Source organism: Salibacterium qingdaonense (genome assembly GCF_900114715.1).
GTDB classification, from domain to species: Bacteria; Bacillota; Bacilli; order Bacillales; family Marinococcaceae; genus Salibacterium; species Salibacterium qingdaonense.
Genome location: NZ_FOTY01000040.1, coordinates 1 through 20,370 on the forward strand (window position 1 = coordinate 1; position 20,370 = coordinate 20,370).

Annotated in this window: 24 protein-coding genes, 1 tRNA gene and 2 pseudogenes; 21 read left to right on the plus strand and 6 right to left on the minus strand. The window is 47.1% G+C overall.

Annotated elements, in window-relative coordinates:
* Positions 1-493 precede the first annotated feature (493 nt).
* From BM058_RS18690 to BM058_RS16580, 5 genes and pseudogenes are all read left to right on the plus strand, one after another.
* Positions 494-586 (plus strand): annotated as a pseudogene (locus BM058_RS18690) (iron-sulfur cluster assembly accessory protein); the annotation flags it as partial.
* 74 nt (positions 587-660) lie between these two features.
* Positions 661-930 carry a hypothetical protein gene (locus BM058_RS16565; protein ID WP_090928523.1) on the plus strand — a complete coding sequence of 90 codons (270 nt, stop codon included), beginning with the start codon at positions 661-663 and terminating at the stop codon, positions 928-930.
* A 435-nt stretch (positions 931-1,365) separates the two neighbouring features.
* A complete protein-coding gene (locus tag BM058_RS16570; protein WP_090928525.1) occupies positions 1,366-2,577 on the plus strand; it encodes an NAD(P)/FAD-dependent oxidoreductase in 1,212 nt (403 codons plus the stop codon).
* A gap of 172 nt (positions 2,578-2,749) precedes the next feature.
* Positions 2,750-3,079 carry a YuiB family protein gene (locus BM058_RS16575; RefSeq protein ID WP_281244716.1) on the plus strand — a complete coding sequence of 110 codons (330 nt, stop codon included), beginning with the start codon at positions 2,750-2,752 and terminating at the stop codon, positions 3,077-3,079.
* Positions 3,080-3,179: 100 nt separating this feature from the next.
* The gene (locus BM058_RS16580) at positions 3,180-3,791 is read left to right on the plus strand and encodes a 3D domain-containing protein (RefSeq protein ID WP_245737066.1); all 612 of its coding nucleotides are present in this window, start codon (positions 3,180-3,182) and stop codon (positions 3,789-3,791) included.
* 53 nt (positions 3,792-3,844) lie between these two features.
* Here BM058_RS16580 and BM058_RS16585 read toward each other — a convergent pair whose 3' ends face one another.
* Positions 3,845-4,327 (minus strand): divergent PAP2 family protein, encoded by a 483-nt coding sequence (locus tag BM058_RS16585; protein WP_090928529.1) that lies wholly within the window; start codon positions 4,325-4,327, stop codon positions 3,845-3,847.
* 409 nt (positions 4,328-4,736) lie between these two features.
* Here BM058_RS16585 and BM058_RS16590 point away from each other — a divergent pair, with 409 nt between their 5' ends.
* Genes BM058_RS16590 through dctP form a run of 3 tightly spaced genes read left to right on the plus strand, consistent with a single transcriptional unit; the run spans position 4,737 to position 7,756 of the window.
* The gene (locus BM058_RS16590; protein WP_090928531.1) at positions 4,737-5,288 is read left to right on the plus strand and encodes a TRAP transporter small permease; all 552 of its coding nucleotides are present in this window, start codon (positions 4,737-4,739) and stop codon (positions 5,286-5,288) included.
* Between the two features lie 27 nt (positions 5,289-5,315).
* Positions 5,316-6,587, plus strand: coding sequence for a TRAP transporter large permease (locus BM058_RS16595; protein ID WP_090928533.1), 1,272 nt, complete (start codon positions 5,316-5,318; stop codon positions 6,585-6,587).
* A gap of 47 nt (positions 6,588-6,634) precedes the next feature.
* Positions 6,635-7,756 (plus strand): TRAP transporter substrate-binding protein DctP, encoded by a 1,122-nt coding sequence (gene dctP, locus BM058_RS16600; RefSeq protein ID WP_090928535.1) that lies wholly within the window; start codon positions 6,635-6,637, stop codon positions 7,754-7,756.
* A 104-nt stretch (positions 7,757-7,860) separates the two neighbouring features.
* On the opposite strand, the gene BM058_RS16605 is transcribed toward dctP, so the two are convergent.
* Positions 7,861-8,448 (minus strand): biotin transporter BioY, encoded by a 588-nt coding sequence (locus tag BM058_RS16605; RefSeq protein WP_090928537.1) that lies wholly within the window; start codon positions 8,446-8,448, stop codon positions 7,861-7,863.
* A gap of 162 nt (positions 8,449-8,610) precedes the next feature.
* Between BM058_RS16605 and BM058_RS16610 the strand changes: the two genes are divergently transcribed.
* Positions 8,611-9,327, plus strand: a complete 717-nt coding sequence (locus BM058_RS16610) for a glycerophosphodiester phosphodiesterase (protein WP_177195613.1) — start codon at positions 8,611-8,613, stop codon at positions 9,325-9,327.
* 75 nt (positions 9,328-9,402) lie between these two features.
* The gene (locus tag BM058_RS16615) at positions 9,403-9,873 is read left to right on the plus strand and encodes an S-ribosylhomocysteine lyase (protein WP_090928541.1); all 471 of its coding nucleotides are present in this window, start codon (positions 9,403-9,405) and stop codon (positions 9,871-9,873) included.
* 87 nt (positions 9,874-9,960) lie between these two features.
* Here the strand turns inward: BM058_RS16615 and BM058_RS16620 are convergent, their stop codons facing one another.
* Positions 9,961-10,578, minus strand: a complete 618-nt coding sequence (locus BM058_RS16620) for an isochorismatase family cysteine hydrolase (RefSeq protein WP_090928543.1) — start codon at positions 10,576-10,578, stop codon at positions 9,961-9,963.
* A 150-nt stretch (positions 10,579-10,728) separates the two neighbouring features.
* Between BM058_RS16620 and BM058_RS16625 the strand changes: the two genes are divergently transcribed.
* Complete coding sequence (locus tag BM058_RS16625; RefSeq protein WP_090928545.1) at positions 10,729-11,226, plus strand: Lrp/AsnC family transcriptional regulator; 498 nt, start codon at positions 10,729-10,731, stop codon at positions 11,224-11,226.
* Positions 11,223-12,407, plus strand: a complete 1,185-nt coding sequence (locus tag BM058_RS16630; RefSeq protein ID WP_090928547.1) for an aminotransferase — start codon at positions 11,223-11,225, stop codon at positions 12,405-12,407. The genes BM058_RS16625 and BM058_RS16630 overlap by 4 nt, the downstream gene beginning before the upstream one ends.
* Positions 12,408-13,204: 797 nt before the next feature.
* On the opposite strand, the gene BM058_RS16635 is transcribed toward BM058_RS16630, so the two are convergent.
* Complete coding sequence (locus BM058_RS16635) at positions 13,205-14,545, minus strand: sodium-dependent transporter (protein WP_090928549.1); 1,341 nt, start codon at positions 14,543-14,545, stop codon at positions 13,205-13,207.
* 238 nt (positions 14,546-14,783) lie between these two features.
* Between BM058_RS16635 and BM058_RS16640 the strand changes: the two genes are divergently transcribed.
* The 3 genes from BM058_RS16640 to yugI all read left to right on the plus strand — a co-directional run bounded on the left by BM058_RS16640 (position 14,784) and on the right by yugI (position 15,822).
* Positions 14,784-15,038 carry a hypothetical protein gene (locus BM058_RS16640; protein WP_245737068.1) on the plus strand — a complete coding sequence of 85 codons (255 nt, stop codon included), beginning with the start codon at positions 14,784-14,786 and terminating at the stop codon, positions 15,036-15,038.
* On the plus strand, positions 15,035-15,208 hold the full coding sequence (locus tag BM058_RS18445) for a hypothetical protein (RefSeq protein ID WP_177195614.1): 174 nt from the start codon (positions 15,035-15,037) through the stop codon (positions 15,206-15,208). The genes BM058_RS16640 and BM058_RS18445 overlap by 4 nt, the downstream gene beginning before the upstream one ends.
* Positions 15,209-15,399: 191 nt before the next feature.
* Entirely contained in the window at positions 15,400-15,822 is a 423-nt protein-coding gene (yugI, locus tag BM058_RS16645) for a S1 domain-containing post-transcriptional regulator GSP13 (RefSeq protein WP_090928551.1), read from the plus strand.
* Between the two features lie 64 nt (positions 15,823-15,886).
* Here the strand turns inward: yugI and BM058_RS16650 are convergent, their stop codons facing one another.
* A complete protein-coding gene (locus tag BM058_RS16650; RefSeq protein ID WP_090928553.1) occupies positions 15,887-16,114 on the minus strand; it encodes a DUF378 domain-containing protein in 228 nt (75 codons plus the stop codon).
* Positions 16,115-16,305: 191 nt separating this feature from the next.
* Here BM058_RS16650 and BM058_RS16655 point away from each other — a divergent pair, with 191 nt between their 5' ends.
* Together BM058_RS16655 and BM058_RS16660 are read left to right on the plus strand one after the other, a co-directional pair.
* The gene (locus tag BM058_RS16655) at positions 16,306-17,661 is read left to right on the plus strand and encodes a glucose-6-phosphate isomerase (RefSeq protein ID WP_090928555.1); all 1,356 of its coding nucleotides are present in this window, start codon (positions 16,306-16,308) and stop codon (positions 17,659-17,661) included.
* Positions 17,662-17,751: 90 nt separating this feature from the next.
* Entirely contained in the window at positions 17,752-18,150 is a 399-nt protein-coding gene (locus BM058_RS16660) for a YugN family protein (RefSeq protein ID WP_090928557.1), read from the plus strand.
* Here BM058_RS16660 and BM058_RS16665 read toward each other — a convergent pair.
* Positions 18,142-19,143, minus strand: coding sequence for a potassium channel family protein (locus BM058_RS16665; protein ID WP_177195615.1), 1,002 nt, complete (start codon positions 19,141-19,143; stop codon positions 18,142-18,144). The genes BM058_RS16660 and BM058_RS16665 overlap by 9 nt on opposite strands.
* A 114-nt stretch (positions 19,144-19,257) precedes the next feature.
* On the opposite strand from BM058_RS16665, the gene BM058_RS18450 reads away from it, so the two are divergent.
* The 4 genes and pseudogenes from BM058_RS18450 to BM058_RS16680 form a co-directional block, all read left to right on the plus strand.
* Entirely contained in the window at positions 19,258-19,428 is a 171-nt protein-coding gene (locus tag BM058_RS18450; protein WP_177195612.1) for a hypothetical protein, read from the plus strand.
* Positions 19,429-19,484: 56 nt separating this feature from the next.
* Positions 19,485-19,560: transfer RNA gene (locus BM058_RS16670), tRNA-Ala, on the plus strand.
* A 146-nt stretch (positions 19,561-19,706) separates the two neighbouring features.
* The gene (locus BM058_RS16675) at positions 19,707-19,997 is read left to right on the plus strand and encodes a nucleotidyltransferase family protein (protein ID WP_090928561.1); all 291 of its coding nucleotides are present in this window, start codon (positions 19,707-19,709) and stop codon (positions 19,995-19,997) included.
* A gap of 150 nt (positions 19,998-20,147) precedes the next feature.
* Positions 20,148-20,370: pseudogene (locus BM058_RS16680) on the plus strand (IS1380 family transposase); the annotation flags it as partial.

Here is a 20,370-nt window from a genome sequence, read left to right on the forward strand (position 1 = left end):
AGCGAAGGCGTCGGAGACGAAGGCGTGGAGAACTTCCATCCGCCTGCTTCCATATGCGGTTACGGCTGCCGATAACCCGAAGGGTTCCACGGCATACAGGACAAGGTAACACTTCCATACTTTTCACTAAAAAGAGTGGAATGCTCTGTCGGCAGTAGACGATACTGTGATATAATAAGCATATACTGTGATAAGAGACTTCGGTACTCGTGGGGACGAGTGGGGCCGGAGTCTCTTTTTTCCTTTCTATGGCTTCTTATGGACAGTATACCCGTCTATGGATGGACAGGCAACGCCGTCAGCAATCGGTCATTTGAAAACAGCATTAACAGTTTTTGTTGAAAAGTTGCTAGAAGTTGGGTAAAATATAATTAGTACAATTCACCGCTATTAGGGAAAGGAATTATTAAGTATAGTTTCAATTAACAATTCCTTCAATGTTTCATAAACCTTGATTTGTCAGTGTTTTTAAATATATCGGTGTCGTTAAGAATTCACCATCGACAACCCGAACGCCATCGCCAACTGCGGTTGCGGAAGCTCATTTAAAGCGGCAACCAGAACCGGTACACCGGAGGACTGCTGATCATTCAGACAGGTTTATCACGGTGGCTGTTCTGCCTCCTTTTAGCGGATGACACATTCTGTTAGAAGGGGGCTTTGTCGTTAACAAGCCGGAAGACAGCAGATAATAAAGAAACAGGAAAGGTGACAAAAATGAATCAGTACATTTATTCCTACCATATCATATCCACAGACGAGAAAAGCAGGTTTGGTGTCGCCGCTTCCACCCAGGAAGAAGCCGATGCCGGCATCCGGGAAGCCATTGCCGATATTGAATTTACGGAGCCGGAAGATGTTCAGTCTATAACATTTGACCGCGTCATTGACGAAAAAGACAATTATTTCGAATGCGAAGGTTGTACTTAAGAATCGTTGCTTCAGCGATTCTTTTTTTTGAACAAAGAGCTGTCTGCGGCTGTCTTCTGTTTCAGCAGAACATTCCCGTTTTAATCAAACGTCCGCTGTTCAGGGCGTTCACGCCTTCTTTCATACTGAAAAGCCGGAAGTCGTATTTTCTTTTGGTATCCAGCTGATATCTGTTGACACGTTATGTGAGGAATTTTAAAGGAAAAGGTTGAAATACATAAAAAAAAGACATATCATGTTAAGTGTAAACTGTATATTTGCATGTTTTTTTGAACATAACGAGAAGGTATTTCCGTCATTCATATGTTTTCGTCTTATGAATAGACGCTTTTTCTAAATCTGTATACGTGAAATAAATCACATACAGAATGTAAAGATATATTAGAATAGGGATACCCTGGATAACGAAATCATTTAATATTGGATGTGATGAACATGGCGACGTCGGTCAAGCCAACCATACTTATTTTAGGAGCCGGTTACGGCGGCATGGTGACAGCGTCAAAGATTGCAAAGCAGTTTGGATCCAACGATGCGAATGTCACCCTGATCAGCAAACATAACTATCATTACCAGACAACGTGGCTGCATGAACCGGCAGCTGGAACGATGGATCCGGACCGGACACGCATGCCGATCAGTTCTGTCATTAACACGAACAAAATCAAATTCGTGCAGGATGAAGTGAACGAAATCAAAAAAGAAGAAAATAAGGTCGTATTGAAAGAATCAGGTGAAATGGAATATGATTACCTGGTCACTGCTCTTGGCGCCGTTCCGGAAACGTTCGGCGTCGGCGGTGTGTTTGAACATGCGTTCAGCAAATGGACAGTAAACGGTGTGCGGGAAATAAAAGAGCATATTGAATATCTGTTCGCCAAATACAACAATGAGCCGGAACCACGCGATGATTATCTGACATTCGTGGTAGCAGGAGCAGGGTTTACGGGAATGGAGTTCATTGGTGAACTGAGCAAACGGATTCCGGAACTCTGTCAAAGCTATGACGTCCCTAAAAGCAAAGTAAAAATGTATGTCATTGAAGCAGCTCCGACAGCGCTCCCCGGATTCGATCCCGAATTGGTGGAGTATGCGATGAATCTGCTTGAACACCGCGGGGTGGAATTCAAAATCAACCAGCCTATCAGCGAGGTAAATGCTGAAGGGGTTGTGCTGAAAGACGGCGAAGAAATCAAATCCCAGACAGTAGTATGGGCCACCGGCGTCCGCGGCCATCCGGTCATCGAACAAGCCGGTTTTGAAAACATGCGCGGGCGGGTGAAGGTGGAACGGGATCTCCGTGCTCCTGGTGAAGACAACATCTTCATAATTGGTGACTGTTCTCTCATCATTAACGAAGAAACCGAACGTCCTTATCCCCCGACTGCCCAGATTGCTATGCAGCAGGCGGAAACGGTGGCGGACAACCTTCTCGCTCTCCTAAAAGGCAGTGAACTGAAGGAATTCAAGCCGGATATTAAGGGAACGGTAGCATCGCTTGGCGGAAAAGAAGCGATCGGTGTTGTTGGGAATAAAAAATTATACGGTACCTCGGCGAACTTCATGAAAAAAATGATAGATAACCGGTATCTCTGGATTCTTGGCGGGGCCGGTCTGATGCTGAAACGAGGAAAAAGTCCGTTGTAAATTACGTGTTCATCCCTGCGCGGCTGGAACCTGCTCCGCAGGGTTTTTCTTTGGGAGGTGGACCGATTCGGGAACTTGTGCCGGGCGTCCCACGGCACCAGTCACAAAATTGTCAAAATGATGGTGTATAATAAACAAGCTGAATGTCGTTCTGCTGGAGGTGAGAAGGAAAGTGACCGGAATTGCTAGTCTGCCTCAGCTCATTATATCCATGATGCTTTTTTTACTTCTGTTTTTCGGGATTGGTTTTTTATTGAATATGATACTGCGTTCCACCTGGGTGATGGCTGTAACCTATCCGATTATTGTTATTTTGATTATTGATGAGACCGGGATCTTTGACTATATATTTTCACCCGGATCTTCTTTTGGAGCGTTAGGTGGACACGTTGCTAATCTGGAGCCGGTGGATGTCCTGATTCTGATTTTTGGTCTGATTGGTGCCATTTTAGCCGGCGTTGTCATTAAAATGCTGCGGAACCGGGGCTATCAGATGTTTTAGGTTTCACAACGTCTCTATGCATAAACGTATGAATTTCTGGAAATGCTGTGTTGATGAGAGGAGTGGTCTCATGCAACGCAGCATTTTTAGAAGATTACTTATGAGTGCGCTGTTTACTGCTGCACTTGTCACTACCATTTCCTATATTACAAATGTGAAGGCCGAAGAACTGCCACGCTATTTTTACGATTATTTTCAGCAGACGAACAATGAGGAAAAAAGCAGTACAGAGCTTCCGCAAAAAGGTGATGTCAAACATGCAGGCAGACAAGTCCCGGAAGCAGAGTCCCTTTTTAACGTTGAAAGCGGTTTGACAAAAATGGTGACAGCCACCGGATATACCGCCGGATACGAATCCACCGGGAAAACAGAGTCACACCCGGGGTACGGTATAACGTATTCGGGCGTGAAAACCCGTAGAGACCGGGTATCCACTGTTGCTGCGGATCCTTCTGTGTTTCCGATAGGAACTCTCCTCTACATTCCGGGTTATGGATACGGGATGGTTGCTGATACGGGATCGGCTATTAAAGGAAAAAAAATTGACTTATATTATGAATCGGTGAAAGATGTGTATGAACAATGGGGAAAACGGGATCTTCAGGTTTTTGTGCTGAAAGAAGGAGACGGTTCTTTAACAGAACCGGAAATGGAAGCAATGAATAAAGAAGGGAGTTTACCGGTATTTAAACCGGCCCCTTCCTCCATATAAGTGCAGCAGAACGAACAGCCGTTTTAACCGACGAGCTGTTTTTTTAATGTTTGTTACCAGATAGGCATGTAATAATGTCCTGCCCATGCAAACGCCAGTCCGACGAGACAGCCGAAAAAGACTTCAATCGGCTGATGTCCGAGAAGTTCTTTCAATTCCTCGCGCTTTTCGGTTTCCTGTTTTTTCTGCCACGACTTTGCTTCGGAGACAAATTTATTAAAATCCACTACGAGCTGATTCAATACGGTCGCATGATACCCGGCGTGCCGCCGCACCCCGGTGGCATCAAACAGTACAATCACCCCGAAAACCATGCATATGGCGAATAAAGCCGAATCAAACCCGTGTTCAAAGCCTATAGCCATAGAGACCGCGGTCACGGCAGCTGAATGGGAGCTCGGCATCCCGCCTGTACTCGTTATGAGGGTGATGTCCCATTTTCTGGAGGCAATAAACGATAGAGGAATTTTTACGACCTGCGCGAAAAGGATAGAGCAGAGCGCGGCCCAAAGGGGGAAATTCTGCAGTATTTCCATAGTCTGTGTACGTCCTTTCACTAGTTGGCATGATGATATTCAATACTGGTGATTGATAGGGGGCCATGTTTTGTAAGGTTCATGGACGGATCCCTCTTCTAAACACCTGTTCATTTAAAAAATAATGATTCATTCATATAAGAGACAAGTCAGCATAAAATCCTGCATATAATATTGTATCATAGGAACACCTTTTACCGTTCCATTGTTTTCTTGTCCAATTCCGGAGATAAGACGAGAATGCTTCAGTCATATTACAGATATGGTTTCCTTTTCCATGCTTATCCCTTTTTACAGGCCTATACGACGTTGTATGCGTAGTGGAGGTGTTTGAATATATGAGATAACAAGGGTAAGATAATAAAAATACTGATTTTTTTCATTATTTGCAATAAGTGAAGGTGTGCTGATGATGAGGGATATACTGAAAATGATGGATAAAGCTTTAACCCGCATAGAAGAAAGCATTTTAAGCCTTTCTATCTTAACGATTACCGTGATGACTGCCGGTAATGCGGTCAGCCGTAATTTTTTTGGTCAGAGCTGGTCCTTCGCCTCGGAGATCAGTGAACTTGCTCTCTATACGGCGACATTTATGGGAATAAGCTATGCAGCAAGAAAAGGAAGGCATATTACCATGTCAGCTCTTTTTGATAATGTCCCCTTTCTTTTCCGTAAAACACTGGCCGTTTTGATTCCCTTCGTCACAGCCGTCGTTCTGTTTATCATGGATTATTTCTCCTATGAATATGTTCAGTCCACGTCAGGGCGTGTTACCTCTGCTCTGCGCCTTCCATATTACTGGATGAACATCTGGGCTCCAATCGGCTTTCTCCTCGGCGGTATTCAGTTCCTGCGTAATTTTTGGGTGAATGTTAGAAACAGGGATGTTTATCTAGCGGAGGAGCGCAAGGATTATCAGTCCGGTGATGAAGCAGAACAGCCGCAGAGTACGACGTAAACTACAGAGAATAGCGGGGAATGGCAGATGGTTACGACGCTACTGGTCATTATGTTTGTATTTTTAATACTTGGTTTTCCGATGATGATTCCACTTATACTGGCGCCGCTTGTGATTGTATTGTTTTTCCTGCCGCAGGTGCAGCCCTTTCTGATGATACAGCAGATGATGAGCGGTATATCAGAACCGATACTTTTGGCAGTTCCTTTGTTTATCTTTGCAGCAGACATTATGTCCATGGGAAAGACTTCCAACCGTCTGCTTGATTTTGTCGGCGCGTTCGTTGGACATCTGCGGGGCGGTTATGCCATTACAACGGCAGCAGCCTGCACGTTGTTTGGTTCGATTTCCGGCTCTACGCAGGGAACAGTTGTTGCAATTGGTACACCGATGCGCGAACGCCTGTTGAAAGTTGGTTACAAAGATTCCACTGCCATTGCACTGATTATTAACGCAAGTGATGTTGCACTGCTCGTGCCGCCGAGCATCGGGATGATTATCTACGGGCTTATATCGCAGACATCGGTCGGTGATCTGTTTATTGCCGGTATTCTGCCGGGACTTTTGATTTTCGCATTTTTTGCATTGTATGCATGGCTTCATGCCAGGATATTTAAGATTCCACTGGCAGTGAAAGCTACCTGGAAAGAACGTTTCCAGTTCACGTGGAAAGCCGTGTTTCCGCTGATGTTTCCGGTAATTATCATCGGCGGGATTTACCAGGGATTTTTCTCCCCGACTGAAGCAGCCGGGATATCGGTACTATATGCATTGCTGCTGGAACTGGTGGTTTTTCGTTCTTTCAGTATTAAAAAGGTGCCGGGCATCGCTCTTTCGACCGGACTCGTCACCTCCGCTGTTTTTATTCTCGTGGCAGGCGGGCAGGCTTTTGCGTTTACCATGAGCATCACAGGCATTCCCGGCATGATTGCAGATACCTTCCTCTCCGGAAGTCCGGGACCTGTGGAAGTGTTGATCATTGTATCGATTTTTTTCTTTGTTGGATGTATGTTCGTCGATCCAATCGTCGTTATTCTGGTTCTGACGCCTATATTCCTGCCGGCAGCAAATGCCGCGGGAGTGGATCCGGTGCATCTCGGGGTGATTGTTACATTTCAGGCGGCTCTTGGATCGGCAACACCGCCGTTTGGGGTGGACATATTTACGGCAAGCGCCGTCTTCAACCGTTCTTATCTGGATACAATACGCGGCACACCGCCGTTTATTGTGATGATGCTTATTGTCTGTGTGCTTTTAATAGTATTTCCTGAGATTTCTCTCTTCCTGCTTCCGGAGTAAGCAGAAGATTGAAATATAGACTAATTATTCTGAAGGGGGAAACACATATGAAAAAAGGGAGATTGAAATGGCTGCTTGGTACGATGCTGTCTTCGTCACTTATCCTTGCTGCCTGCGGAGGCGGAGGAACAGAAGAGACAACAGATGAAAATGGTGGAGAGTCAGGGGGAAGTTCCGATGCCGGTGGAGGAGAAGAGGCTGCCGGAGGAGAGGAAAGCTATGAATGGCGCTTCATCACAGAAGAAAGTCAAGGTCAGATGCAGTATGAGTATGCGCAGGAGTTTGCCGATCGTCTTGCTGAAAAATTCGATGGGCAGATTTCAATAGAAGTACTTGAATTCGGCGGATTGGGAACCGAAGTGGACCAGGTAGCCCAATTGCAGAGCGGTGCAGTGGAAATGGCCATCATTTCACCTGGATTCACCGGGACGATGGTGGAGGAAGGCCAGGTTTTTGCGCTGCAGTTCCTGCTTCCGGACAACCAGGAAGATGTCCATGAACTGCTGGAATCAAGCGAAGCGCTGAATGAGGATCTTGCTGGTTTGTATGAAGAGCAGAATATTATGCCGATGTCCTTTTTCACGGAAGGGTTTATGCAGTGGACAGGGAGCAGGCAATTAGCGGAACCATCCGATTTTGAAGGGTTTACGATGAGAACCCAGGATTCTCCGCTGATCCGGCAGTCTTATGAGCAGTACGGGGCGGATTCAACCGTCATGAGTGCCGGTGACCTGTATACCAGTCTTCAGAATGGGGCGGTAGACGGACAGGAAAATCCGATTTTCTTCATCGCCGATTCCTCGTATCATGAAGTGCAGGATCATATGACGATTTCCAATCATAACTCGTATGTTGCGATGATGACGGTAAATCCAGGTTTCTACAACGGTCTGCCGGAAGAGATTCAGGGCATGATCGATGAAACGGTGGAAGAAATGCGGGACGTCGGATTTGAGCTGCAGGATAACCTGAACAGTGAACTCCTTTCCGACATTGAAAATAACGAAGATACGCCGACCGAAGTAACGGAGTTAACGTCCGAACAACGGGATGCGTTCCGTGAACTGGCCCTTCCGATGCGTGATTTCTACCGGGAAAACGGGGGCGAAGAAGCAGGAGCCATTCTCGATAAGCTGGAATCTGAAATCGAAGAAATTACTGGATCCTAACCAAAAAGCCCGATCAGGTGCAGCGCTGCCTGACCGGGCTTTTTTGATGGTTATTTGGCTTGTGTACACTAAAGAGGCGACCCACTACCAGCTTGATTTTTTATTCACGCTGATTGTTTGGACGGATGAGAGGCAGCAGAGTGTTTCAGCCGGTGGTGCAGTTTTGGTACCGCCGCGGCGGTCAAAGCGGTAAGAATGACATCTTTCACAAGCGGAAGCGCCATCCATGTCCATAATAATCCATAACTGAACCCATCCGGTGCATCTGCGATCCACAGGTACGCATAATACATGTACGTTGTCCCCACCGCGTAATTAATGATGAGACTGAGAAAAGCACCCGTAAAAAACGTCGGTAGACCAGGTTTTGATTTCATTTCTACTATTTTTCCTGTTACAAAAGCCATGACGATAAAAGATAGTATAAATCCGAAAGTAGGACTGAGGAGCGCGCGTATACCTCCGGAAAATTCCGAAAATACCGGCACTCCCACCAGACCGATCAGCATGTACACTACCATTGAAAAAGCACCGAGGCGGCTGCCGAGCAAAGCTCCGGCTGCAATCGCAATGATGGGCTGCAAAGTGATGGGGACCCCGCCAATAACGAGGAATGCAGCGATATTGGCCCCAATTCCCATCAACGCGGCAAAAAGAGCCGCTGAAACAATGTCCAAAGGTTTAAAATTCATGCTTCTTCCTCCTTACATCTGTTCTTCTGTGTAACAAGCCTAAAGGAATAATGTTTCTTTGTCAACGTCATTAATATTTAAGTTGACGATTCGTCGCTTGACTAAATGCCGCGGCGTTTGTATAGTATACAATCAACCTTTATGATTCGGAGGAAATCGGTTATGATCCGTAATGACAGCATGACAATTATTGCTCACCGGGGTAGTCCGGCTCCCGGAGTAAAAGAAAATACGGTTGCATCGTTTCAGCGCGCTGCAGCGCTTGGAGCCGATGTGATGGAAACCGATATACGGCGTACAAAGGATGGAAAGCTGGTCTGTGCTCATTATCACTCCTGGCGGGGGAAGGCCATTCAACATATGTCCTACAGCCAATGGAGTACAATGACACAAAAAAGAGAGGGTTGGACGCCGTCGTTATTGCAGGATCTGCTGCCCCTGTTTCACGAAGGATATAAATTTAATTTGGAACTAAAAGAAAAAGGTCTGGAAAAACAAGTGCTCGGAGAAATTCCTGATCACACCAATCTTTTGTTCTCGTCGTTTGATGAAAAAATTATTCAATATATGAAGGAGATTGAACCTTCCTGCCAAACGGCGCTGCTCATTGGAAGATTTGATCTGAATCAGGAACGCAGAAGGCCGTTTCAATGGTGGAGAGACTATTTTCCCGAAAAAAGACTAAAAGAGGCGGGAGCTGATATCGTTTGTCCGCATTTCCGTCTGGCCGGGCCGCGTTTTATAGAGCGCATGCATGAGGAAGGATATAAAGTTTATGTCTGGACGGTAAATCAGCCGGGGCGTCTGAAAAAAATAAAAAAATGCGGGGCGGACGGTGTTTTTACGGATAATGTAAAAGAAGCAGAAAGAATCATTTGACGACCGGCCTGAATTGCTAAATGAAGCGCTGTCGTTGTATGATGGAATAAAGATAACAAAAAGGAGTGTTTTTAGATGGCACGTGTAGAAAGTTTTGAACTGGACCATACCAAAGTAAAAGCACCATACGTTAGACACGCCGGATTTCAACGGGTCGGTACAGACGGCATTGTCAACAAATTCGATATCCGGTTCGCCCAGCCTAACAAAGAAAACATGACGCCGCCGGTCATTCATACGCTGGAACACCTTCTTGCGATTAATATCCGCAAGTACGCTGAAGAATACTCCCATTTTGAAGTGATTGATTTGTCACCGATGGGATGCCAGACCGGCTTTTATCTCATTATGAACGGAGAACCCGGCATTGCGGAGTTAATTGATATTCTGGAGAAAACAATGGAAGATTCGCTGTCGTATGAAGAGGTTCCCGCCGCCACCGAAGAGCAGTGCGGCCAGGCGAAACTTCATCACCTCGATAACGCGAAAGAATGGATGAGATACTGGCTCGGTCAAGACAAAGAAGAACTGAAAAAAGTATTTTAAATAAGGCACCAAACCGCGGAAACAGCAGGTACAAAAAAACTTCCGATTATCTAAATGATAGTCGGAAGTTTTTTTAGAACGTTGTTACTATGGATTTTCGCGGTCATACTCCCGGGCGCGGTTTATGAGATTCTCCATATTGTAATCACGGCTGTTGGTAATATCGGCTTTCAGCACATGACTCATCAAGTGCAGAGCCAGCTCATTATCCTCGGAGCTGTTGGAGGCGGTACAGTCCCCGGGGACAAACAGTTGATAATGCCTCATGTAGGCATCGTTGGCCGTGAAATGGACACACATGTTACCGGCCACCCCCGTGATAATCAATGTTTTCACTTCCAGGTAATCAAGCAGAATATCAAGCGGTGTAGCAAAAAAGCCGGAGAACTGCGGTTTTAGTACAAAATAATCGTCATCATCGGGCTCAACCAGTTCCGTGACAGGTTTTCCTTTTACATCACCGCGTTTGCAGTGGGCAACCAGTTCCTGAAAATCACTCTGCCAGCGGCCGTAATTATCATTCACGTATAGAACGGGGATCCCGTAAGCTTTGACTCTCTTTTTTAGAGCTGCAATATTTTCCGCTGCAGCGAGTGCATGCGGGAACAGATAATCTCTGTCGTCAAATTCCATGTCATTAATCATATCCAGTACGATTAAAGCAGTAGATGATTTCTCTGCGATATGAGGCGTTGCTTCTGCCATGTTTATCCCTCCAATACTCTCTATGTCATCCTTCCCGAATCCCTTCATGTTAAATCTAAAATACAATGTCACCCTGCCTGTTCATATGATAAGATAGACGGTAATGAGATAAGTTAAAGCAGTATCGTACGCTTGAAAGGAGAGGCAGAGATGGAAAAGCATGAACTGGAAATACTGAAACTTGTGGAAGATAACGGCCGCCTCGGTGTCCCTTCGATCGCCAAGATGGTGGACTGCACAGAAGAAGAAGTACAGGCGGTATTGAATAAATTGGAAAAAGAAAATGTAATCGTAAGCTATGCGGCCGTTGTTGACTGGAGCAAAGTGGAAGAACAGGAAGGCGTGACGGCTATGATTGATGTGAAAGTGACGCCTCAGCGCGGCGTCGGCTTTGATGAAGTGGCCGAACGCATTTACCGTTTTCCGGAAGTTAAAGCACTTTATCTCGTCTCCGGGGCATATGATCTATCGGTTGTCATTGACGGGAAAACCATGTCTGAAATCGCGGGCTTTGTTTCAGAAAAACTGTCCACGCTTGATTCGGTTATTTCCACGACGACCCATTTCCGTTTGAAAACCTACAAGCATGACGGCGTCGTATTCGAAGATGGAGAAGACGATGATAAGAGGATTGTGGTGTCGCCATGAGCACCCCTTTCGTAAGAAAAACCAACCGGTTGTCGGATGCGGTACAGCATATCCAGCCGTCTGGTATCCGTCGTTTTTTTGATATGGCGTCGACGATGGAGGATGTGATTTCTCTCGGGGTGGGGGAGCCTGATTTTGTGACGCCGTGGAATGTGCGGGAAGCAAGCATTGATTCCATGGAGAGGGGATACACCGCCTACACTTCGAACCCCGGCATTCTCGAACTGCGGCAGGAGATTTCAAAGTATCTTGATGAGCGTTTCGAGACACCGTATGATCCGGAGCGCGAAATCATTGTGACGGCAGGAGCAAGCGAGGCGATTGATATTGCCGTTCGTTCCACTGTGAATCCGGGGGAGGAAGTTATTATCGTCGAGCCCGGTTTTGTATCCTACGCGCCGGTTGTGTCACTTGCCGGCGGCAGACCGGTATCCATCGGAACGAAAAAGGAAAATGAATTCAAATTAACGAAAGAAGAGCTGGAAGCGGCCGTTACTCCGAATACGAAAGCGGTCATGATTAGTTTCCCGAACAACCCTACCGGAGCCGTGATGACAAAAGAAGAACTGGCTCCGCTTGTTGATGTCATCGAACGCCATGACCTGCTTGTTTTTTCGGATGAAATTTATGCCGAGCTGAGTTATGATAACGAGCACTGCAGTCTCGCCGCTCTTCCCGGGATGAAAGACCGTACCATTCTTATTTCCGGGTTTTCCAAAGCATTTGCGATGACCGGCTGGCGTCTCGGATTTGTATGTGCTCCGGCCGATATCACAGCTGCGATGCTGAAAATTCATCAATACATTCTCATGTGCGCTTCCACGCCCGCCCAGTTTGGCGCGCTCGAAGCACTGCGGAGCGGCAGGGATGATGTAGAACGCATGATAACAAGCTACAAGCAGCGGCGCAATTACATTGTAAAATCATTTGCCGAAATCGGTCTCTCCTGTCATGTTCCGGGCGGGGCGTTTTACGCATTTCCTTCAATAGAGAATACCGGTATGAGTTCCGATCAATTTGCGGAAGGACTATTGAAAGAAGAGCACGTAGCCGTTGTTCCCGGTAACGTCTTCGGTGAAGGCGGCGAGGGGCATGTCCGCTGCTCCTATGCGACTTCCATGGAGTCGCTTGAAACCGCGCTCGACCGCATGGGGCGTTTTCTGAAGAGACATTCTTCCTGACCAAAAGAAGATACAGATAGAGAAAGGAGTCTGGGACAAAACCTGTATAAGATAGAAAAATGCCGAACGATTTTAAAAAATCGTTCGGCATTTTTCATTGCTGAGACAAACCGCTGCGCCAACATACATCGCTTTTACTCCAGAGCACAAGGGCGGTGTCGATTCGCTGGCGCTTATCGTGTCTTCTATGCACTCCGGAGTACAAGGGCGACATCGATTCGCAGGGCTCCTCGTGTCTTCTAAGCCTGAACACGGCTTGTGGCTGCGGTGCTGCCGGATCAGCTGCTTGTTGAAGCCGACGGGTCCCGGCCGTTCCAGACCTCCGTTTGCCGGAATCGAAACTGCACCTGAGCTGCTCCGCGATGGGATCACAGACGTTCGTTTGGAATGGGTTCGAAGGCACTTTAGGGGGTTCCGAACCCTCGTAAACGTCGTTGGGCATGTCGCCTGAGGCACTTTATAGCATTTGGTGCGCCCTTAAACGTCGTCATGAATGATTCTTAAGGCACTTTAGGGAGTTCCGCACTCCCGTAAACGTCGTTGGGGACACCGCCTGAGGCAATTTCTAGTATTCAGTGTCCCCTTAAACGTCATTACCCTGTGGAAGGTCATGTGCGGACGTCGCCCCCGACCGCACATTCTGCGGGGTACCCGCGGATTGTGCTGTTCGGAGCAGGAGTCGAACCATTTTGGCTCCGCTGCTATGTGATTCCTGAACAGCGACTCAAGACTTTCGTGTTTTCCTGCGCATCGTTATCTTTTGTCCCGGTCTCTTTTTTATTTCCATTCATGCTTTGTCACCAGACGCCGAGGACGTCCAGAAAGGCGGCCAGGATGGCGGCCGGTGTGATGTAGCGGAGAAAGAACAGCCATACCCGGAAGAAACCGGTGGAGAGGCTGGAGCCGCGGAGCAGTTCGTCCTGCAGCGTACTTGGCTTCAGGCCCCACGATACAAAGACCGCGATCAAGAATGCGCCGAGTGGCAGCAGAATGTTGCTGACGAGAAAATCGACTTGATTGAAAAAGGTATCGCCGAAGATCAGCCAGTCGGATAACACGCCGTAAGAGAGGTTCGACGGAATACCGAGTAGAAAAATCGCGATGCCGCCGAGCCATGCCGCTTTTCTGCGCCGCTCCGGACGTTGGTACGAGGCGGAGGAGACGACGATTTCAAGCAGTGAAAATGCCGACGTTAACGTGGCAAACAGCAGGAGAAGTAAAAACAAAGAGAAAAACACGGAACCGAACGCGATTTCACTGAACACAGCCGGAAGGACGGCGAAAATAAGACCAGGTCCCTGACTCGGTTCCAGACCGAATGCGAATACGCCTGGAAAAATCGCGAGACCAGCAAGAAACGCAATAAAAATACTTAGACCGACAATCGAAAACGCCGACCGGACCAGGCTTTCTTTTTTGGACAGATAAGAGCTGTAGGTCACCATGATGGAAACACCAAGGCTGAGCGAAAAGAAAGCCTGGCCGAGAGCAAACAGTATCGTTCCGCCGTCCAGACTGGAAAGATCCGGCTGAAGAAAGAAGCGGATGCCTTCCATTGCTCCTTCCAGGGTGACAGAACGTACGACGAGAACGGCAAAGATGAGAAACAATGCCGGCATCATAATTGTGCTTGCCCGTTCAATCCCTTTTTGTATCCCTTTTTGCACAATAAGAATGGTAAGAAGAATAAATACCAGATGAGCCGCACCGACTTCCCAGTGGTTGGAGATAATCGACTGAAATAAGGTGCTGTAATCTCCGTCGGGAGGGTTGGTCAGGCCGCCCGTTAAACTGCGGATAAAATAGGTGAGAATCCAGCCGCCTACAACAGCGTAAAACGAAAGAAGCAGACAGGAGGAGAAAATACCGAGTATCCCAACCAGATGCCAGGAACTCCTGGGTGCCAGTTCTTTGTATGCCTCAATCGGCGGTTTCTGTGTCCGGCGTCCGATGACGAACTCCGCCAGAAGCAGGGACGTTCCAAGAAGAATCGTAAACAAAAGAAAAACGATGAAAAACGCTCCACCGCCGCTTGTTCCGGTCACATATGGAAGTTTCCAGACCGCACCGAGTCCGATAGCCGACCCGGCTGCAGCCAGAATAAATCCTAATTTTGAATGCCACTGATCTCTGTTCATGCCTGTACATTCCTTTCATCAAACGATATAAGCATTTCAAAACCATATCGAAAAAACCGGAGTATTGTCAATGAAAACCGGGACATTTCCAGAAGAGATCCGGAACCGGATTCAAGCGCGTTGGCATCATTCTCTACGAAATATCCAAAAGTAGATACTTCCTTTCATTGACGCTGGAAAAGCATGTTAAAATAAGAAGGAAACAGTATGTCATTCGAAATGGAGAAAAAGGTGATGAATGTTGTATTTAATCGTGTCTATACTTCTGTCAGCAGTACTGGGCTTTGTCCTGCTCATGATGGGGTATGTTATCGGTAGTATTCTCGCTTTCGGCATTATTACAGGGTGCCTGTTCAGGATTTTGTACCTGCTGTATGATATCAGCAAAAGACTGGAAAAAACAGCGCCGAAGCAGGATAAAGCAAAAGAAGCATATGAAAAGTATCTGCAGGGTGAAGAAGAAAACGGGGACAGGGAAAGGAGCGGACGATGATGCGGAGATATATAGGAGTCTTTGTTTTCTTTTTGTTTCTCAGTTTTCTTGTTTACTTTCTTTCGGGATCATCCGTTACTGTTTTCTCCATCCAGTTGTCTGTTGTCATCACGCTGCTGGTTTATATTATAGACCTTCTTGAAGAAGACAATAAGACACATGATAAATAACATACCGTTTTACCATAATAGCGGTTGTATCAGATTATTCAAACATTACATTAATGCCATACGAAAGGATAACAACTTAAAACGAAGCCTTTTTTAAACTCCGGCGAAACTTGATTTTTTACAAATAAATTGCTGAATGGGGAAGGGTGTGATATAATTTGTTGGCTAATAAATTTTTAGGAGATGTTTGAATGTCGGTAGAGCAATACGAGGTAGGCAGTATCGTTGAGGGCAAAGTCACAGGAATTAAACCGTTCGGGGCTTTTGTCGCTCTCGATGAAAATAAACAAGGACTCGTCCATATCTCTGAAGTCGCTCATGGGTATGTGAAAGATATCAATGATGAACTATCAGTCGGAGACGAAGTCAAAGTAAAAATCAAATCCGTGGATGCGGACAGCGGCAAGATCTCGCTTTCCATCCGTGATACACAGGAAGCGCCGGAAAAAGAAGAGAAAAAGCCAAGTAACGGTGGCGGAGGTCCCAAAGGCGGACCTAATAAAGGCAGCCAGCAGAAAAATCAAGGGTTCAACACCCTCGAAGATAAGCTTAAAGATTGGTTGAAGCAATCGAACGAAATTCAGGCTGATTTAAATAAGCGCATCCGTAAATAATGAAAAGAAGGGGCATTCCGTGACAAATGGGAAATGCCCCTTCCTTTTTACGCGACATGTTCGATTACCGTTGAGGTTCGGGGCTTCGTTCCAGTTCTTCATCCGGTTTAAACAGAACCGAGATGCTGTAAAGGCCGGCAATCCCCACCAGGGCATAAATAACCCGGGACATCGCTTCCGCCTGGCTTCCAAAAATCGCCGCGATAAGATCGAATCCAAAAAATCCAATGAGACCCCAGTTTACAGCACCTATAATGGTCAGAACAAGAGCAGTACGCTGTATGCCGCTCATACTCCTTCACCCCCCTTCACCTGTGTCGCGCTTACGACTTATCATGAGAAAATAAAGCAGGCTTTATTCACGATACGTGTAAAAGAAATCCTTCCAGTGCTTCAGGTGGTCCCCTTCATACAAATAGCTTGAATTTATAAGCATCGTTCTATACATTGGAAGAAGAGATTTTACATTATGGAGGGACGATTATGCCAAAAGACATTCAATTTGATTACAGCAATGCGCTGCCGTTTTTTGATGAAAAAGAACTGGAGCAGCTCGCAGGCCAGGTACATACGGCTCATACGGCTATTCATGAACAGACCGGGGCAGGAAATGATTTTCTCGGATGGGTCGATCTCCCCAAAGATTATGATAAAGAAGAATTCGCGCGCATTCAGCAGGCCGCGGCGAAAATCAAAAGCGATTCTGACGTGCTGCTCGTGCTTGGTATCGGCGGCTCGTATCTCGGCGCTAAGGCTGCTATGGAAAGCCTTACCCACACGTTCAACAACCAGCGTGGAAACGAGGAGCGCGGCGGACCGGAGATTTATTTCGCGGGTCACCACATCAGCCAGTCCTACATCCGTCACTTGATGGATATGCTGGACGGAAAAGATGTCTCCATCAACGTTATCTCCAAATCCGGCACAACCACCGAGCCGGCGATTGCGTTCCGTATTTTCCGCGACTTTCTGGAGAAAAAATACGGCAAAGAAGAAGCAGCAAAACGCATTTACGCCACGACAGACAAAGAAAAAGGGGCCTTGAAGACGCTCGCTGATGAACAGGGGTATGATACCTTTACTGTTCCAGACGACGTCGGCGGCCGGTATTCTGTTCTCACTGCTGTCGGTCTTCTGCCGATTGCCGCGGCCGGACTGGATATCGAGCAAATGATGCAGGGCGCTGATGCCGCGCGAAACGCCTATGCCGAACCGGACCTGATGAAAAACGAAGCGTATCAATACGCCGCTGTGCGCCATGCACTTTATCAAAAAGGAAAGGCCATTGAACTGCTCGTCAACTATGAGCCGAGCCTTGGTTTCCTTTCCGAGTGGTGGAAGCAGCTGTTCGGCGAAAGCGAAGGAAAAGATCACAAGGGCCTCTTCCCGGCTTCGGTGAATTTTTCAACGGATCTTCATTCGATGGGGCAGTACGTGCAGGAAGGACGCCGCCACTTGTTTGAAACCGTGCTGCAGGTGGAACATGCCGGTGAAGACGTCACCATTCCTGAAACGGAGGATGACCTCGACGGTTTGAATTACCTCGCGGGGCAGTCCATGGACTTCGTCAACGAAAAAGCGTTCCAGGGGACACTCCTCGCCCATACAGACGGTGGTGTTCCGAACCTTGTCCTGCGTATTCCGGAAATGAATGAATACTACTTCGGATATCTTGTGTATTTCTTCGAAAAGGCATGCGCCGTGAGCGGATACCTGCTCGGTGTTAATCCGTTTGATCAGCCGGGCGTGGAAGCATACAAAAAGAACATGTTCGCCCTTCTCGGAAAACCAGGCTTCGAAGTGCAGCAGCAGGAACTCGAGAAACGATTGAATCCATAAGTACAATCCCGGAGAAACGTTCTCCGGGATTTTTGTATGAAAAACGGCAGGAGGGAAAGAGTAAGAATAAAAAAGAAGGCAGGGAATGTCATGATTGAAATATCCTCAAAAGTGGAGGGGCACCGTTTTGTGCTTCATGACCTCGAGAAAAAATTGAAACCGCTCGGCTATGCTATCGGCGGAGGATGGGAATATGACCACGGCTGTTTTGATTATAAAATGTCGGGGGAGGGCGAGTACCGCTTTTTTCGTGTACCGTTTGAGGCGGTGGACGGGGAACTGGACAAAAAAGGGGTAAAAGTCGCTGTCGGCCGTCCATTTGTATTGTCCCATGAGTACAAACGCGGCCCGGATCATATTGAAGAACCGTACAATGCCGTCGTAAATCAGTTTCAGACTCCCCAGAACAAAGACGCTGAGGTGTCTGAACCATGGGTGGAGCAGGGAGAGAGGTTGAACAAAGAACTCGAAGATATGCTGCTATCGTGAGGACTCCAGCACAAGCAGCGACTGATCTTCCTGCAGCACACTTTCTTTGTCCGGATGCAGGTTCGTCTTTTTTTCCCCGCTGACTCCGATCGGTAGAATATCCATCGAGGCCGCAAGCCGGCTGACTTCTTCAAATGTTCTGCCGATCCAATCTTCCGGACACGGCATGGACCGGAGGTAGGGAGCGGCTTCCACGTCCAGGAGCAGGGTGATGGTTTCGGCGATGCCCTGCTGCTCAAGACTCTCGGTCATCAGGAGACTTGAAATCATATTGGAAGCGATAAGTTCATCGGCTCCTGCATGACGCGCGTTGGGGAGCTGTTCTGACGTCAGAATTTCAGCGGCGGTATATATGTTATCGCAGTAATGCTTAGCCGTCAGCAGGGTCAAAATGGTCTGCGCATCCGCCTGCTGCTCTGTCCCCTCGAGCCCCGATGTAATCACAAGCGCCCGGGCCTTTCTGACATTGGCCTGCCGCAGGACGGACTGCATCGTAGGACTTCCTTTTAAAAACTGAAGGCGGGGGCTGTTGTGAAACGGGGACTCCACCAGCCCGTCATCGATCAACAGAATCTGACGCTCCGGATACGCTCGCTGAATCTGATCGATAAACTGACGGGCCCGCTCATTCCAGTTCACGATAATATAATGGTTCGAAAAGCTCGATGGAAGTGTCCCTTTCTGCCATCGGTGCTGCTCGTTTACCGTGCTGGAAGCGAGATTCGTCACGAAAAACAGCACAAAACCAATACCGAACAGAATCAAAATCATCGCAAAAATCCGGCCTGTCACCGTTTCCGGCACAAAATCCCCGTATCCGACCGTCGTTGAGGTGACAACCGCCCACCAGACCGCATCAAAGAATGTCGGGAACACCTGCGGCTCCAATACATGCAGCAGATAGGAAAATGTAGTCAGAATCAACATAATAATAACAAGCAGACGGACCAGAACCGGAATCCGGTCGTAAAAACGGACAGCCGCATGCAGCATGAACGTACTCCTCCCAGCAAAAAGAATCGTATTGGTACCAATATAGCCAAAGGATTGCCGTTTCATTCACGGTCTGGTATCGTAGGAAAAAGATACGCTGGAGGAGGACATGCCATGATACTGCTGGAATCGATCAGTTTCGGGCTGGCCATTTTCATCGGCTGGCTTGTATTGGATTATGCCAAAGAAAAGCAGTGGCGGAAAGAAAAAGTCGCGGAATCTTTTCTCGTCGGTGTTATCGGTGCTGCAGGATGGGCCGCCTTCGATCTGATACTTTTATTGTGATTTTGTATTGACACATTCAAAGAATGTACTTATAATAAAAATTGTCGTTTTGATGCGGGGCATTAGCTCAGTCGGGAGAGCGCTTGGCTGGCAGCCAAGAGGTCATCGGTTCGAGCCCGATATGCTCCACCATACATAATTGCGCCAATGACGCCGGTTTGAGGGACTTCCTCGGCCCGGCGTTATTTTTATGGAAATGGATGCGTGAATAGTATGATTTTTTCGATGCATAATGTATAATGTCAGGGAGCAGGAGTGATGAAAGGCGTGGTGATGGAATGGGTTTGGAAGAAAATATAGACCAGCGTCTAAAACGTATAAAACCTACTCTGCAGGAAAAATACCATGTCAGTAAGATCGGTTATTTTGGATCCTTCGCAAGAGAAGAGCAGACAGAGGAAAGCGATATTGATATATTGGTTGAATTTTCAAAACCGATTGGACTGGAATTTGTCTCTCTGAAAGAATATTTGGAACAGGAATTAAATAGAAGTGTTGATCTCGTCACCGTAAAAGCACTTAAACCACAGCTTAAGGAATCGATTTTGAGAGAGGTTATTTACCAATGACCCGAAGGCAAATCTTATATTTAGAAGATATATTACATTGCATTCCTGAATCCGTGATAATATCTTTCGACATACCCTTCAAAACCTTGATAAAATAGGGGTTAAGATCCTATTCATCTTATTGGATGAATGCACCCGGAAGGTGAAAAAATGAAACGTCGATTTGATATCCAATTAACGGATAATTATATTATATCTGCCAGTGGACTTCTCTTGATAGGGGAACTTCTTCAATCCTTGACCTTACATAAACGTCTCCATTCCTTATCTATGCCCGGCTTAACATCGTCGGCCGCCATTTCCCACGGCGATGTCGTGTACAGCTATCTCGGTCTTCTCTCTCAGGGAAAAAATGATTTTGACTGGATAGAAG

Coding starts and splice junctions, on each gene's coding strand:
- BM058_RS16570 (WP_090928525.1), top strand. CDS start 1,366: ATGGCGACGTCGGTCAAGCCAACCATACTTATTTTAGGAGCCGGTTAC.
- BM058_RS16580 (WP_245737066.1), top strand. CDS start 3,180: ATGAGTGCGCTGTTTACTGCTGCACTTGTCACTACCATTTCCTATATT.
- BM058_RS16585 (WP_090928529.1), bottom strand. CDS start 4,327: ATGGAAATACTGCAGAATTTCCCCCTTTGGGCCGCGCTCTGCTCTATC.
- BM058_RS16590 (WP_090928531.1), top strand. CDS start 4,737: ATGATGAGGGATATACTGAAAATGATGGATAAAGCTTTAACCCGCATA.
- BM058_RS16595 (WP_090928533.1), top strand. CDS start 5,316: ATGGTTACGACGCTACTGGTCATTATGTTTGTATTTTTAATACTTGGT.
- dctP (WP_090928535.1), top strand. CDS start 6,635: ATGAAAAAAGGGAGATTGAAATGGCTGCTTGGTACGATGCTGTCTTCG.
- BM058_RS16605 (WP_090928537.1), bottom strand. CDS start 8,448: ATGAATTTTAAACCTTTGGACATTGTTTCAGCGGCTCTTTTTGCCGCG.
- BM058_RS16610 (WP_177195613.1), top strand. CDS start 8,611: ATGATCCGTAATGACAGCATGACAATTATTGCTCACCGGGGTAGTCCG.
- BM058_RS16615 (WP_090928541.1), top strand. CDS start 9,403: ATGGCACGTGTAGAAAGTTTTGAACTGGACCATACCAAAGTAAAAGCA.
- BM058_RS16620 (WP_090928543.1), bottom strand. CDS start 10,578: ATGGCAGAAGCAACGCCTCATATCGCAGAGAAATCATCTACTGCTTTA.
- BM058_RS16625 (WP_090928545.1), top strand. CDS start 10,729: ATGGAAAAGCATGAACTGGAAATACTGAAACTTGTGGAAGATAACGGC.
- BM058_RS16630 (WP_090928547.1), top strand. CDS start 11,223: ATGAGCACCCCTTTCGTAAGAAAAACCAACCGGTTGTCGGATGCGGTA.
- BM058_RS16635 (WP_090928549.1), bottom strand. CDS start 14,545: ATGAACAGAGATCAGTGGCATTCAAAATTAGGATTTATTCTGGCTGCA.
- BM058_RS16640 (WP_245737068.1), top strand. CDS start 14,784: ATGTTGTATTTAATCGTGTCTATACTTCTGTCAGCAGTACTGGGCTTT.
- BM058_RS18445 (WP_177195614.1), top strand. CDS start 15,035: ATGATGCGGAGATATATAGGAGTCTTTGTTTTCTTTTTGTTTCTCAGT.
- yugI (WP_090928551.1), top strand. CDS start 15,400: ATGTCGGTAGAGCAATACGAGGTAGGCAGTATCGTTGAGGGCAAAGTC.
- BM058_RS16650 (WP_090928553.1), bottom strand. CDS start 16,114: ATGAGCGGCATACAGCGTACTGCTCTTGTTCTGACCATTATAGGTGCT.
- BM058_RS16655 (WP_090928555.1), top strand. CDS start 16,306: ATGCCAAAAGACATTCAATTTGATTACAGCAATGCGCTGCCGTTTTTT.
- BM058_RS16660 (WP_090928557.1), top strand. CDS start 17,752: ATGATTGAAATATCCTCAAAAGTGGAGGGGCACCGTTTTGTGCTTCAT.
- BM058_RS16665 (WP_177195615.1), bottom strand. CDS start 19,143: ATGCTGCATGCGGCTGTCCGTTTTTACGACCGGATTCCGGTTCTGGTC.
- BM058_RS18450 (WP_177195612.1), top strand. CDS start 19,258: ATGATACTGCTGGAATCGATCAGTTTCGGGCTGGCCATTTTCATCGGC.
- BM058_RS16675 (WP_090928561.1), top strand. CDS start 19,707: ATGGGTTTGGAAGAAAATATAGACCAGCGTCTAAAACGTATAAAACCT.